Source organism: Dyadobacter sp. 32 (assembly GCF_902506755.1).
Classification (GTDB): domain Bacteria; phylum Bacteroidota; class Bacteroidia; order Cytophagales; family Spirosomataceae; genus Dyadobacter.
Map to the genome: position 1 here is coordinate 3,623,093 of NZ_LR735258.1, position 14,332 is coordinate 3,637,424.

Genomic DNA, 14,332 nt, shown 5'->3' on the forward strand with positions numbered 1-14,332 from the left:
TAACGACAATCAAGCATAATAATGAAGACTGATTTTATAGAAGAATTGCGCTGGCGGGGCATGTTGCACGACATGATGCCAGGAACAGATGAGCAGCTGAAAAAAGAAATGACGGCAGGTTATATTGGGTTTGACCCTACGGCATCTTCGCTTCACATCGGCAATCTGGCTACGATCATGCTTCTGGTTCATTTTCAACGTGCTGGCCATAAACCCTTTGCACTGGTTGGTGGTGCCACAGGCATGATCGGCGATCCTTCTTTTAAAGCTTCGGAACGCTCGTTTTTGGATGAAGATACTTTGCGTTTTAACCAGGAGGGAATTCGCAAACAACTCGAACAGTTCCTTGATTTCGACTGCGGTGAAAACTCGGCCGAAATGGTCAATAATTATGACTGGTTCAAAGACATGGGCTTTCTGCAATTTCTTCGTGAAGCAGGCAAGTTTTTGAGTGTCAATTACATGATGTCCAAAGATTCCGTAAAAAAACGCCTTGAGACGGGGATATCTTTTACTGAATTTTCCTACCAGCTTTTACAGGGATACGATTTTTATCATTTATACAAAAACAAAAACATCCGGCTGCAGATGGGTGGCTCGGATCAGTGGGGCAACATCACCACCGGAACTGAAATTATTCGCCGCAAAGAAGGTGACGAAGAAGGATATTTTAAAGCCTATGCCTTAACTACGCCACTTTTGACCAAATCGGATGGTTCCAAATTTGGCAAGAGTGAAGGCGGTAATATCTGGCTCGATCCTGAAAAAACGTCGCCATACGCGTTCTACCAATTCTGGTTAGGACAAAGTGATGAAGACACGCCACGATATATCAGGGTATACTCCTTCAAGACCAAAGAAGAAATCGAAGCGCTTGAAGCGCAGCATGCCGAAGCGCCGCATTTGAGAATTTTACAGAAAGCCTTGGCAGAAGAAATCACCGTCCGTGTGCATTCTCAAAAGGCGTATGATTTAGTCCTGAAAGCTTCCGAAGTGCTGTTTGGCAAAGCCACTTTGGAAACCTTGCAAAGCATCGCTCTGGATGAGTTCGATACCATCTTTGAAGGTGTGCCACAAACACAAATCACCAGAGAGGAATGGAATGAATGTACGAATGTGCTGGACCTGATCTCAACGGTAACAAAATCCGAGATTTATCCTTCAAAAGGGGAAGCCCGCCGTGCCATTCAGCAGAATGCTGTGAGTATAAATAAAGAGAAAGTAACATCAGCTGAGCAGGCGACTTCGGATTTCAAGTTGTTGCAGGATAGCTTCTTATTGATTTCGAAAGGGAAGAAAAATCATTTGATTAAGCTAATTTGAAGAAATTGAATGTACTATCTGAAATTACCTTTGCCTTGTTTTTGTTGATTTCGTATATTAGACATTAACATGTCAACAAGAGGATTGCGGTAAAGTCTGAGTTATGAATGTTAGAGATGAGTTATTGAAGACTCCCGATCTTCGGGGTTTGCTGGACGACTTAGAAAAAGTATGGCGCGAGGAACAAATCTTGCGGCATACTTTCTGGGCGGAGGTCGATGAAAATCTCAAAGCAGAGTTTATTTTGGGGGAGATCATATATCATTCACCAATACACGGTCGCCATTGGATGGCGTCCTCCAATATACTTACACAATTACTACCTTTTGTAAAGCAGTATAACCTTGGAAAGGTTGGGATCGAAAAAGTAATGGTCAGACTGACCAGAAACGATTACGAACCGGATATTTGCTTTTGGCCTGCATCTGTATCCGAAAATTTTGGTAAAACCCAATCTGCCTTTCCGCCTCCTGAATTTGTCGTTGAGATTCTTTCAGAGAGCACCAGGGATCGTGATTATGGAATCAAAATGACGGACTATGCTTTGCATGGGGTCAAGGAATATTGGATAGTCGATCCTGAAAATTGTACAGTCGAACAATATTTATTACAGCAGAATCAATATCAATTGGTGCAAAAGCTCAAAGAGGGTGTATTGAAATCAGCAGTGATTACTGATTTCCAAATTGAAGTATCGTTGATTTTTGAGGAGTAGGCCTAACATGTGTTTTTGGATTATGAACCGCATTATAAAATCATCGTCTTTTGATGACATCCCATCCTATGACAAAGGATACTGGTGGTCGAAAACTCCGGAGGAGAGACTGGATGCAGCCTTAAAATTGATTCTTCATGCCAAGGAAATTTACAAGTCTAATCCTAAAAACCCACCCTTAGACAATGGAACCAGAATATATAAATCTGATTCGCCTGTTAAACGAAGAGGGCGCTGAATATGTCGTACTGGGTGGTCATGCGGTTATTGCACATGGCTATTTACGCACAACTGGCGATGTAGACATTTTCGTGAGACCAAGTCATGAGAATGCCATCCAGCTTTTGAAAGTGATGGAACGATATGGCTACACCAATGGGGAATTTGATCTTGAAGATTTCACGAAAGTTCCCAGCTATCTGTCCTTTGCCAGATATGATGGCTGGATTGATATCATGACTTTTACACTTGGTGTGTCATTTGATGAATGTTACGACAACCGATTGGTTTTGGAGATTCAGGGAGTACCTGTAAACTTTATAGGTTTACGACAGCTTTTGGAGAACAAAAGAGCCACAGGCAGACCGCAGGATATACGGGATCTTGAAAACTTAATGGATAATATTTAGGATTATCGTGTGTAACTTCTCTCTACCGCAGACACTTCCTCGACCTTCGGTCACGATTGCCTTTTCCTGTAAAACTGAAAAGTAAGTCTTCTCCTTCCCAGATTGACATTTCAAAAGCACCCGTCTCCATGCCCAGCCAAGAAACGGACAAATCATTGCTTGCCTATCTTTAATTTCATCCTTCCGATGCAGTCGAAGTTACTGTTTGTGTTGGCTGTAAAGTACATCCAATATTCATCATTACCAGCATATATAAGACTTTGAGGAGTCCGGATATTTGTTGCCCAACGAGGCATTTCGACTTTCAAAACCTTTTGTTTCCAATTAATTCCATCTATTGAATAACTATACCCGATAGTGGCGCTGGGTTCTCCATAAGAGAGATCATCAAAAACGCTAAAATATGTGCCGTCCTTAAGCTGAACTACAATTGGATTTTCACTATAGGTGAAGGTAGGAATGGCAATGCTATCACGAGTCCATTTTCCTTCAATATTATCTGAAACGGCCAGACCAACATCCCACCTTGATTTGAAGTCGCTACTCCCATAAAATGCATACCATTTTTTACCAACAGAAAATGGGAAAAATGAGTCCGCTCCCTGAATTCCTTCCCACGGATCTTTCTTTTTATCGTAATGGGAGAGGACCGATTGCGGGATGTCAGCAAAGGGGCCTCCGACCCCTTTTTCCCCCGAAATGGTTGAATATGCTCTGAACACGCGGCCACAACATAGCCTCCCCTGCTCATTGTTTTCATAACCTACATAGAAAAGATTCCAACGGTCTTCGTTACTATTGAACACAGGCATAGGCGACCATATTGCATTTCGAGCGTTGTTATATGTTTTTGTCTCAGAGGTCTGCACTGTGCCTATCCGCTCCCAACCCTTTCCATCAGTGCTTTTCCAATGCCCTGTTCGGGTATGTACCCAGCCATTGATTTCCTCGGTGACAAACATATGAAATTCGCCTTTGTGCATAAAAACGGTTCCTCCTTCATATCCTCTTTTGTTCCCATTTGAACCCGGGTGAGACTGGTCTATTAAAGGAATACTACTATTTTCAACCAAATCCATAAAATAATCAGAGCAAGAATTGTTTTTAGAGATCTTGGTTGTAGCGCATTGGAGTAAAAAAAAAGATAGTAAAATAGGTACCAATCTATAAGATTTCATTTTTTATAAAGGACAAGTATCACATTAACAGGAAGTTTTATCCTACGATCGATACATCTGCCGTAAAATCTAACTCTTTCCGCTAAAACTATTCAGTACAGGCGCTGCCGTTGGATTGTACTGGTAGGTCTGCCAGGAATCGTCCGCATAGATCTCGATCACCCTGTAGCCCTTGTATGATGTGCCCCAGCTCCCTCCAAAATGCCCATCGAAAAAATAGGGCTTTTTACCTTTCATTTTCTGTCCGTCCTGGTCATGATCGTGCCCATGAAATATCCCTTTCACATTGGGGGTTTGCTCAAACAGATCCGTGACCGCCTTGCAGTCGATCCCATGGGTGGTCCATTTCTCGGGTGTGATATGCAGAAATATGAAAATCCCCTTTTTGTCAGCATGTTTTGCCAATTCACTTTTCAGCCAGTTCACATCCGGACAAACATACTCTCCCTTTTCATTGGATGTGTCGCCCAGTACAAATGCGTATTCTTTATTCACAAAGCTGTGGTTGGTCGGATATCCCCAGGTACTCTGCCACACATCCAGCCCTACCATATCATGATTGCCCCTTGTGACGTAATAGGGCATTCTCAAATTACCTATCGTGCTCTTGAAATCATATAGTAATGTCGGATCATTGTGGATCAGGTCTCCGTTGAATACCACAAAATCTACCCCCTTCTGTAACTTTTCCCGGTTCATCCAGTTGGTCATGTCCGCGTGAAAAGATTTATAGTCGGTATCGGGTTGGCCATAGTGCCCGTCCGACGCTACTATAACCCTTAGAGCTATCTTTTTGGGTGGCTCGGAAAATTTAAGTGATGCGAGTGAAAAGCCTGAAAGCACAGGCAGAAATTTGAGAAATGAACGTCTTTCAAGAAACATGGGATGCGGCAGAATTTGAAACGGGGTGACTAACACAATATCCCTACCAAGATAATTTAATATCAAAAACCAAACACGGCTTCTCATGATTTATTTTAATCTTGCAATGTTAAATAACTCAAATATCCAATGGACCGTCTCATTCTGCAGAAAGCCGCTGCGTACTGCGCCTACCAGGAACGGACACAGGACGAAGTAAAAAAACGCCTTCAGAAATGGAATGTCTGGGGAGAAGAAGCCGATGAAATTATTGCAGAACTAATCGTTCAGAAATATATCAGCGAAGAGCGATTTGCCAAAACCTATGCAGGAGGCAAGTTCCGGATGAAGAACTGGGGCAAGCTGAAAATTAAGCAGGAGCTCAATCGCAGGGGACTGAGTGAATACAGCATCCATGAAGGCATGAATGAGATCGGTGACGAAGCGTACCGGTCGGGGCTTCACGAATTACTGCTAAAGAAAAAAGCCCTTCTTGAAGTGAAAGAGCCTGATGCTTTTAAACGTAAGCAAAAACTCGCCCGTTTTGCCCTCGGAAAGGGCTACGAAAGCGAGATGGTTTGGAAAATGATTGAGGAGTTATTGAAATAATTTCAGGGAAGTCAACTTTTGAAAAGTTGACTTCCCTTTTCGATCAAAAATCCGAATCAAAAGATATCTTATGCCCCGAGTCTTTGTCTTTAACCCCACTCATCACACCGGCTTTCTGATATTCACCAACCCGCTTTTCGAAGAAATTGGTTTTACCCGGAAGCGAGATCAGCTCCATAAAATCAAATGGATTGGCGGAGCCGAATTGTTTGGGGCAACCTAATCTTTCCAACCAGAAATCGGCGATGTATTCGATATATTGTTTCATCAGCTCCGCATTCATTCCGATCAGAGAAACCGGAAGTGCTTCACTTACAAATTCCTGCTCAATTCGCACTGCATCCAGCATGATTTCAATCACACGTTCTTGCGGAAGCTGGTTTACAATGTGCCTTGTATAAAGCAGACATGCGAACTCGCAATGCAACCCTTCGTCACGAGAAATAAGCTCATTGGAGAAAGATAACCCTGGCATAAGGCCTCGTTTTTTCAGCCAGAAAATGGAACAGAAGGAACCGGAAAAGAAAATCCCTTCCACTGCTGCAAAGGCAATGATACGCTCCGCAAATACAGGACTGTTGATCCATTTCAAAGCCCAGTCTGCCTTTTTCTGTACACAAGGAATAGTATCGATGGCACGAAGAAGATGGTCCTTTTCGACAGGGTCTTTGATATAGGTATCGATGAGCAGGGAATAAGTTTCAGAATGAATGTTTTCCATGGCGATCTGAAAACCATAAAAACACTTGGCTTCTGCATACTGCACTTCACTGAGAAAGTTTACCGCAAGGTTCTCATTTACAATACCGTCCGAGGCAGCGAAGAAAGCCAGGACGTGAGAGATAAAATGACGTTCGCCATCGTTCAGGTTTTCCCAATCCTTTTGGTCCTGAGAAAGATCTATTTCCTCTGCGGTCCAGAAGGACGCCTCATGACGCTTGTACATTTCCCATATATCGGAATGCTTGATTGGAAATAATACAAAGCGCAAAGGGTCTTCCACCAGCAGGGGTTCCGGCCGGAGGCTCCCTGACTTTATAACTTCTTGTGACATAAGTGACTATTATTATTGCGTGCGATGAGATTAACTGAAACCCTACCCTGCCTGGGCAGGATAACTTTCGAAGGAAAACAAAACTACGCCGTTTGGAGCGAAATCTCAAGGAGAAATGAATCAAATTGGGCGCCTATTTAGAAATATTCTTTTAAATATTACTCTAACTTTGCTGCTGGCTTTAATAGGCTATAAGGCTCAATCAGGAGCAGAAAACTTACGCTGACCGATAAACAATAAAATGCCTTCGATAACTTCTGAAAGCCATCCGCTTGTTTCGGTTGTCATTGCGACTTACAATGGTGCACGTTTTATAAGGCAACAACTGGAAAGCATTATTGCCCAGACCTACCCTAATCTGGAGATCCTTGTAGTAGATGACGCGTCTCAGGATGATACGGTATTAATTGTTACCGAATACGCCAGCAGGAACGAGCACATACAGCTCTTTACAGCTGAAACCAATCTAGGCTTTCTGAAAAACTTTGAAAGGGGGGTGCGCCTTTGCAAAGGAGAATATATAGCATTGAGTGATCAGGACGATATCTGGCTACCTGAAAAAGTTGAAATTCTGATGCGTGAACGAGGGAGTCATCCGTTGATTTACTGCAACTCAGAACTAATCGATGAAAATGGCAAAAGTCTGGGTATAAGACTTACAGACCTGAAAAACCTCAAAAACTTTGACAGTCCTATCAATTATGCAGTTGGAGGTACCGCTTCCGGGCACGCCATGATTGTAAAAAAAGACGTGATGCTGCAGAGCCTGCCCTGGCCACAGATGGTGACCCACGATTACTGGATTGGTTTTGTATCCACATTTTCGGGTTCGCTGAAGTTTGTGGACAAAGTACTCGTTTTATACCGCCAGCACGATGCCAATGTGATCGGAATCACTGCGGGCAGTGCAAAAGCAACTAAAAAAAAGAAAACAACAGCAGAGCGAAATATGCGCGCCCGGGCACGCATGAGGCTCATGTATGAAAAGTGTCCTGAAAATCTTATCGAAGAAAAACAGTTTTTTCACACTTTAAACGAAACTTATGAGGATTTTTCTTTTGGTAATAACTTTAAAAGAATGACCACTTTTCTGAGGTATCGTGATAAAATTACCGCCTACAAGAAAAGAAACGAATTGCGTAGAATACTTTTTTGTTTGAAAATGTTTGTCAAAATTGAATAACACGTCGGCGTACAAGGCAGAGTGACCAAGTCACCTTCCAAAACCAAGTCTCATTACTCATGACAGAAGAAAAAATTATTACTGTTAAGCGATCCCAGGCCACGAACAAAACGTTTTCCGTTCTGATTCCGTCCTGGAACAACCTCGCCTATCTTCAGTTATGTATCCGGAGCATCAGAGAAAATTCTGTATATCAGCATCAGATCATTGTTCATGTCAATGAAGGCAAGGACGGGACCTTGCAATGGATTGAAACCCAGACAGACATTGATTACTCGGTAAGTGAGCGCAACATTGGGGTTTGTTATGCACTAAACACCTCTGCTTCACTTGCCTCTACCAACTACATCCTGTATATCAACGACGACATGTATGTATGCCCGGGATGGGATAAGGCTTTGTATGATGAAATTCAACGGATCGGACACAATTATTTTTTTATCTCGGGAACGGCCATTGAGGCACGGGCACAAAGCAAATGTTCAATTGAAAAGAACTACGGCCAGGATATTTCATCCTTTAAAGAAGCCGAACTTCTGAGGGAATTTGACAAGTTACCCATTCATGACTGGCAGGGTGCAACCTGGCCGCCCAACGTAGTTCACAAAGATATTTGGGATCTTGTAGGTGGCTATAGCATTGAGTTTTCGCCCGGCATGTACTCCGATCCTGATTTTTCGATGAAGTTATGGAAAATTGGTGTTCGACACTTCAAAGGCGTGAGTGGAAGTCGGGTATATCATTTTGGCTCCTTATCGGTCAAACGGGTAAAGAAAAACAATGGCTATTATATGTTCATCAACAAATGGCGTACCACCTGCGGCACCATGGGGCGATACTATCTGAGGAGGGGTGAGCTTTTCGACGGCCCGCTTAAAGAACCGGTGATCCCGCGGTGGGTCCTGGTCAAGAATTTTTTCAAAAGACTTAGAGGGGCCTTCTTTCTCAGCAATCCGGCCTAAAACTTCCAGCCAACTACATTCCACTCGTCTACATGATCACGATGTACATGGATCGTTTTGAATCCCACCCTTTCATGCGCCCTTTGTGAACGAAAATTAGCCGCAGATATCTCCGTAATACAAAGATCATACAGACCGGCATACAACTTCCGGTGTTCCTGGTATAATTGATCAAATACCCCTGCGCCTCTAAACCCCGCATCAACACAAATCTGCCCCATTACATAATAGTTAGTCTCTGGAAGCGGCCTTCTATCCCAGCTTAATGAATCGAGTATTTCAAACATGGGTTTTAAATCCGACACAAGTTTACCTAGTTCAGGTAGCATCGCCAAAGCGAAAGCAATCACCTCTCCCTTATGTTTGGCAATAATCTGGGGAGTTGACTGCATCATAACCAACAACTCTTCCATGGAATGGCTGACAGTCAAAAACCCCTGTTCCTTTTTGATTTGAGCAGATATCTCACTTTTCAGGTTACGTTTCTGCAGCGTCAGAATCTGCCTGAGGTCTTCCTCGGTTTGTGCAGTACAAAACTGAATGTCATCGGTAACCAAAGTCATACGCTAATTTGATGGAATACGTACAAATGAACTCATTCTTTTTCGGGTTGAGCCTGAAAAACCATCTATGTAATTCGATCTTGTCAGATCCATTTTTTCCTTCTAAAAAACCAGAGCACGATCAATGAAGAAAGCACCATCAGAAACAAAGAGACCCAAAATCCCCAGGGCTCGGTGGTTGTAGGAATGTGATTGTAGTTCATCCCGAAAATTCCTGCAATCAACGTTGGCGGCATGAAGATGATCGTTACCACAGTAAAGATTTTGATCACCTGGCTTTGTTCCAGATTGATCAAACCCATGAACGTGTTCTGGAGATATTCCAAACGTTCGAAATTGAAAGTGGTGTATTCGAGCAGTGAATTGATGTCCTTTAAAATAATCCTTAAATGCTCTTTCCTGTCTTCGGGGAAATACTGACTCCTCAGGATGCCCGAGAGAACGCGTTGTTTGTCAATACTGGTCTCCCGGAGCATCATGGTAATTTCCTGCAAGCCACTGATCCTGATCAGCACCTCCTGTCTTGCCTTTTGCTCATGTGCAAGATCTTTACTGATCGCCGAAATATCCCTCGAAATACCTTCCAGGGAATCGGCGTCCGCCTCAATGCGTGTTTCCAGAAGCATCAGCATAAAATCCACCCCATTCTGAAAAGTATCGGGGCTCACTTTCATTTTTTTTACGGTATCGGCAAAGGTTTTGGAATCACCATGCCGGTTGGTAAAAAGCACATTCTGGTTCAGAATGAACGAGACCGGATAGGTTTCGTAGCTATCCTTATCAATTTTAAGAAAATTAGAGTTGGCATTAATGGTGCCGTTCTGTTCGAAAAACCGGGAGCTGCTTTCAATTTCCACAATTTCCTGCGGCGTTTGAAAACTGATCCCACATTTGTCTTCTACCCAATCCTCCTCTTCCGGCGTAGGTGACTGAAGATCCACCCATACCAAATTCTTCACCTTCCCCAGCTCCCTGATGTCATTTTCGCGTCTGATGAGCCGCCCATCTTTGTAGAATATTCTTACCATGACCTAAATTAAGGCAAAAAGAAGGTTGGAGAAAAGGTATCGAGGCAAGAATTTGGTTTCAAGGGCGCTTAGGAAGTAAAACGCTACGCAGCCCGATAAAATCTCACACCATTCCGATGCAAACGGAATTTTATCCAACGCGCTCATAAATCTCCATTTTTATGTAAGTTTGACTTACAATCCCATTAACATTATTTATATGTCTTTAACATTCCCGTCGGGTACCGACAATTCCACCGTATTCGAAAATGTTCAGCAATTTATCGACACACAAGGATTTAAGGTAGTTAGTAAAGATCATTCCCGCCCATGGGGAGGTTTTTTTGTTCTGGAAGAAAGCCAGGCACCTCAGTTCATTTCAACATTTTTCCCGCATCTTTCTATCGAAGATTTTGCAGGATATGAAAAACTAAGTCCAAAAATTCTGGTGGTGGCGCCAAATAAAAGATTATCGTGGCAGTATCACCATCGTCGCGCGGAAATCTGGAAAGTGATCGGCGGGAATGCAGGCATTGTGATCAGCGACACAGACGACGAGACACCAATGCGCCAGTTGCCCATCGGCACCGTCATTGATTTAAAAAAAGGGGAACGCCATCGTCTGATTGGTGTTGACGAATGGGGTATTGTGGCTGAAATATGGCAACACACCGACCCTGCCAATCCTTCTGATGAAGATGATATCGTACGTGTACAGGATGACTTTGGACGTTGATCTTTCAACCACAGCGCAGAGAGAGAAGGTAAGAGCTTCTCAGAGACCAGTGGTTGCATTATTTTTTTCTGTGTAACTCTGAGAGTAACTCCCTTACCTCTGTGGTTAATATTTTAAACCATAACAAAATTCACCCGCTATGAAATTCGGAAAAGTTGATGATCCCGAAAATATAGATTTCACCTTGCCAAAAGACCATCCTGATACTGCGAAGGTTTTAGACAAGAAGGGGAAACCGAATGTTTACATTGGCTGTGCCAAATGGAACAAAGCGGATCTGAAAAGCTTTTACCCGAAAGGCACCAAAGATGAACTGGCCTATTATGCAACCCAGTTCAACAGCATCGAACTAAATGCTACCTTTTACAACAACTTCCCGATTGAGACCATTGAGTCGTGGTACAACAAGACGCCAGCGGAATTCAGATTCTTTCCAAAGTTACATCAGGGGATAAGCCATTGGAAACGCTTGAAAGACGCAAAACAACCAACGGATGTGTATCTGGACGGTATAGCCCATTTGCAGGAAAAACTGGGCATGCTGTTTCTTCAGATGCCGGATAATTTCGGCCCTAAAAACTGGGAAGTACTAAAAGCTTATCTCGAGGAATGGCCATCCGGATTCCCCCTTGCCCTGGAATTGAGACATATGGGCTGGTACGATGGCTCCTGGAATAGTGATGAGCTATACGAGGTATTGGAAAAGACAGGCATTTCCCACATCATCACCGATTCGGCCGGCCGCAGAGACTTACTGCACATGCGATTGACTACCCCAACCGCATTTGTGCGTTATAATGGCGCCAATGTAGACTCTGATTATTCCCGCCTGGATGACTGGTTTGACCGGCTCAAAATTTGGATAGAAGCCGGAATCGAGAATATTTACTTTTTTGTGCATCAAAACCATGAAGAGGCCTCTCCCCTGTTGTCGGCTCATCTGATCAAAAGAATGAATGATGAACTGGGAACAGATCTGAAAATCCCGGTTAATCCCGCAAAATAAGACCTCCGCTAAACTGACTAACTGAGCATTGAGGGAATCCGAAGTCCCTTCAATGCTCATTTTTATAAGGTGCCAGAAGCTACGCTGACAAAAGTCGGCGCAGGTCATTTGCAACTTTCAGTTAGCCTTAGCGCCCAGCAATCCGTGGTAATATGCCATGTAATACGGAAGAAGAAAAAATGTCCCTTCGTGTTCATCGTGACCGTCGCCCTCAGAAGCAAGTAAAGCAAACCCATCTCTGTCCTGCCGAACATGCCCCCGCTCATCCACAGGCAGCGCATAGCCATCCGTACGCCAACCCATGTGTGGATTTTGTAGCGGTGATGAATCCAGCACTACATCGAGCCGATGGGTATTGTCCATGGTGTAACCGATCAGATCGAGCGGTATCTTCTGTAAATTTTCCAGGATGAAACTTTGATTATTGTTCTTTTTGTAAAGGCTTTTCACAATCCTTGGCGCATACAGTCGGTTTTCGGGAAAAAGGTCACTCCGATCAAATGTCTTTTTATCAACAAGGTCGGTGAAGTGGTCGCTTAATGAAGCGTAGATCGCATCCCAAAACGCATTTTTCTGTTTACTCACATGCTGCCATGCCACTTCAAGCGATTGCCTGTACATCAGCAGAAGAGACGGATCGGTCTCGTATTTAATCAGCCCGTAAAGGCTCATCAGGCAAAGATTGTTATCCCAGGGCACGACATTCTCAGGTGGAAAAAATTCTTTCGGATGTAATGCATAAATGTGATAGCCGTATTTGTCGCGCAAAATTTTAGCTTCCTTCTCATATTTCGGATTACCCGTTACATGTTTTGCCACATTCAGAAACGATAGCATCATCATTGAATTTAATCCCCGCTGATCATACCCATAAACGGAGTTGAAATATTCCGGAGAAAAGTCCCCCCAGCGGGTTACTTTACCATCATGATCGATCAGTTTATAACCATGTCTTATAAAATGATCCATGATATCCCCTACAACCTCCCTGACAGCCTGCTTTTCTTCTTCCGTTTTGGCTACCAGGTCGTAATAAATCCCATAGAAAAAGAAATGCCCGGCAAGCTCGTCTGAGCTGGTATCACATTTCCACAAATATTTACCGTCCTTGCTTTTAGGGAATCTAGGAAAGATATTCTTCCACATCGGGTCATTTTGCTGATGCCTCAGATTTGATTCTACACTGTAAATTTCATTAACAGGCTCATGCCAATCCACCGGAATGATGACTCGTGCCGGGAAACCTTTTTCGTGGGTGATATCCACAAGCCACTTGCACGACTTAAAGCTCCTGTCGGCCAATGCCTTGGCTTCCGCATCACCCGTGGCCGCATACCGGAAAGCGTTTGCAGCACCGTACATGGAAGTGTACATGCCGTCATTATCCGAAATAGCAAGCTCCGAAGAAGCCGGGTTAAATCGCTCCTTCAAATGGCTCTGGGCAATAAAACCCATTCTGTTGTGCCGCTCTTCAACCTGTTTGGTGAAATATCTTGACTTATCCTCCAGAGACATCTGCACCGGAGTAATTTCACTAATGCCACCGTTGGTAGCTATCCAGGCCGTACCCGACTGATCCACTGCAATGCTGTTGACATAATCATCAGGTAACCAGCGGCGGCTGAAGCGATATTTAAACTCATCGTTTTCCACTTCTACAACCCCCTTTTCCGTACCAAACCACACCATTCCATCGGGCCCGGCAGCTGCACAGGTAAAATGGTTATAAGGTAAACCCTCGTTGCCTGTAAATAACTTCCATTTCTCACCATCCAGGTACCCTACACCCTCCTCAGCGCCAAACCAGAGACGTCCTTTAACATCTGTCACGAGTGCCGAAACCTTCCGCAAAGACCAGTTATACTTTTCGTTAGACGGAAATACCCTCGTTAGTTTTTTTGTCTCGCTATAAAAATAAAGACCGTTGTCACAGCCTACTGCATATCCGCCTTTGTAAGGGATAACGGAAAGGACCAGAGCACCGGGAATAACAGGTTGCCTGGAAGGGATTACAGACTTGCGGACGGGTTTCACAATACTCCATTTTTTGCCCTGAAGCTGAAAGAAAGAATTACCAATTTCGGCTACTGGTCCGCTTTTCCCAACCGTGATGCGGTCGATTTTCCCGGCAGGCAGCCCCGACGTGGCCATGTGTAGCGCAACTACCTCCTGCTTAAACTTCTGATCCCCAACGGACTGACCAATCAACACAAGGGGTAAAAATAAGAATACAATCAAAAAATATTTCATAAAGCCAATTATCTACAATTACTTCGCTGCCATTTTTGGACAAGGACAGGATAATTACTTGCCTTAGCAACTAAGAGGCCATGCATAAGGAAAAATTTGATTGAACGGTCGAACATCCCCGGATAGTATCAGCCAGTGATAGGACAGCCGTCAGCTTCCCTCATCCGCTGCTCTTTGGTAATAATCAAAATCAAGTCATCACAGATAAGTTTAATTTCGAGATAACATCCGACATTGACATGATGACGGGATTAGT

At 43.7% G+C, this 14,332-nt stretch carries 14 protein-coding genes; 8 read left to right on the plus strand and 6 right to left on the minus strand.

Translation table 11 applies throughout. From position 1 onward, the window contains the following. Positions 1-21 precede the first annotated feature (21 nt). The 3 genes from tyrS to DYADSP32_RS14750 all read left to right on the plus strand — a co-directional run bounded on the left by tyrS (position 22) and on the right by DYADSP32_RS14750 (position 2,667). The gene (gene tyrS / locus DYADSP32_RS14740) at positions 22-1,323 is read left to right on the plus strand and encodes a tyrosine--tRNA ligase (RefSeq protein ID WP_149242026.1); all 1,302 of its coding nucleotides are present in this window, start codon (positions 22-24) and stop codon (positions 1,321-1,323) included. Positions 1,324-1,426: 103 nt separating this feature from the next. After that, positions 1,427-2,038, plus strand: a complete 612-nt coding sequence (locus DYADSP32_RS14745) for a Uma2 family endonuclease (protein ID WP_149242025.1) — start codon at positions 1,427-1,429, stop codon at positions 2,036-2,038. 185 nt (positions 2,039-2,223) lie between these two features. Then, entirely contained in the window at positions 2,224-2,667 is a 444-nt protein-coding gene (locus DYADSP32_RS14750) for a DUF6036 family nucleotidyltransferase (RefSeq protein WP_149242023.1), read from the plus strand. 152 nt (positions 2,668-2,819) lie between these two features. On the opposite strand, the gene DYADSP32_RS14755 is transcribed toward DYADSP32_RS14750, so the two are convergent. Together DYADSP32_RS14755 and DYADSP32_RS14760 are read right to left on the minus strand one after the other, a co-directional pair. Continuing rightward, positions 2,820-3,845 (minus strand): hypothetical protein, encoded by a 1,026-nt coding sequence (locus DYADSP32_RS14755; protein WP_414617787.1) that lies wholly within the window; start codon positions 3,843-3,845, stop codon positions 2,820-2,822. A gap of 69 nt (positions 3,846-3,914) precedes the next feature. Further along, on the minus strand, positions 3,915-4,727 hold the full coding sequence (locus DYADSP32_RS14760) for a metallophosphoesterase (RefSeq protein WP_149242021.1): 813 nt from the start codon (positions 4,725-4,727) through the stop codon (positions 3,915-3,917). A gap of 129 nt (positions 4,728-4,856) precedes the next feature. On the opposite strand from DYADSP32_RS14760, the gene DYADSP32_RS14765 reads away from it, so the two are divergent. Further along, a complete protein-coding gene (locus tag DYADSP32_RS14765; protein ID WP_149242020.1) occupies positions 4,857-5,315 on the plus strand; it encodes a regulatory protein RecX in 459 nt (152 codons plus the stop codon). Between the two features lie 43 nt (positions 5,316-5,358). Here DYADSP32_RS14765 and DYADSP32_RS14770 read toward each other — a convergent pair whose 3' ends face one another. Continuing rightward, positions 5,359-6,369, minus strand: a complete 1,011-nt coding sequence (locus tag DYADSP32_RS14770) for a ribonucleoside-diphosphate reductase small subunit (RefSeq protein WP_149242019.1) — start codon at positions 6,367-6,369, stop codon at positions 5,359-5,361. A 241-nt stretch (positions 6,370-6,610) separates the two neighbouring features. Between DYADSP32_RS14770 and DYADSP32_RS14775 the strand changes: the two genes are divergently transcribed. Both DYADSP32_RS14775 and DYADSP32_RS14780 read left to right on the plus strand, forming a co-directional pair. Then, positions 6,611-7,552 carry a glycosyltransferase family 2 protein gene (locus tag DYADSP32_RS14775; RefSeq protein ID WP_149242018.1) on the plus strand — a complete coding sequence of 314 codons (942 nt, stop codon included), beginning with the start codon at positions 6,611-6,613 and terminating at the stop codon, positions 7,550-7,552. A gap of 59 nt (positions 7,553-7,611) precedes the next feature. Beyond that, positions 7,612-8,514, plus strand: coding sequence for a glycosyltransferase (locus DYADSP32_RS14780; protein WP_149242017.1), 903 nt, complete (start codon positions 7,612-7,614; stop codon positions 8,512-8,514). Here the strand turns inward: DYADSP32_RS14780 and DYADSP32_RS14785 are convergent. Together DYADSP32_RS14785 and corA are read right to left on the minus strand one after the other, a co-directional pair. Beyond that, positions 8,511-9,077 (minus strand): GNAT family N-acetyltransferase, encoded by a 567-nt coding sequence (locus DYADSP32_RS14785; RefSeq protein ID WP_149242016.1) that lies wholly within the window; start codon positions 9,075-9,077, stop codon positions 8,511-8,513. The genes DYADSP32_RS14780 and DYADSP32_RS14785 overlap by 4 nt on opposite strands. Before the next feature lie 83 nt (positions 9,078-9,160). Then, on the minus strand, positions 9,161-10,105 hold the full coding sequence (gene corA / locus DYADSP32_RS14790) for a magnesium/cobalt transporter CorA (RefSeq protein WP_149242015.1): 945 nt from the start codon (positions 10,103-10,105) through the stop codon (positions 9,161-9,163). Positions 10,106-10,304: 199 nt separating this feature from the next. Between corA and DYADSP32_RS14795 the strand changes: the two genes are divergently transcribed. Together DYADSP32_RS14795 and DYADSP32_RS14800 are read left to right on the plus strand one after the other, a co-directional pair. Then, complete coding sequence (locus DYADSP32_RS14795; protein WP_149242014.1) at positions 10,305-10,820, plus strand: phosphoheptose isomerase; 516 nt, start codon at positions 10,305-10,307, stop codon at positions 10,818-10,820. Positions 10,821-10,959: 139 nt separating this feature from the next. Then, complete coding sequence (locus DYADSP32_RS14800; protein ID WP_149242013.1) at positions 10,960-11,826, plus strand: DUF72 domain-containing protein; 867 nt, start codon at positions 10,960-10,962, stop codon at positions 11,824-11,826. A 117-nt stretch (positions 11,827-11,943) separates the two neighbouring features. On the opposite strand, the gene DYADSP32_RS14805 is transcribed toward DYADSP32_RS14800, so the two are convergent. After that, positions 11,944-14,076: a two-component regulator propeller domain-containing protein gene (locus tag DYADSP32_RS14805; RefSeq protein ID WP_149242012.1), complete on the minus strand. Its 2,133-nt coding sequence runs from the start codon at positions 14,074-14,076 to the stop codon at positions 11,944-11,946. Positions 14,077-14,332 lie beyond the last annotated feature (256 nt).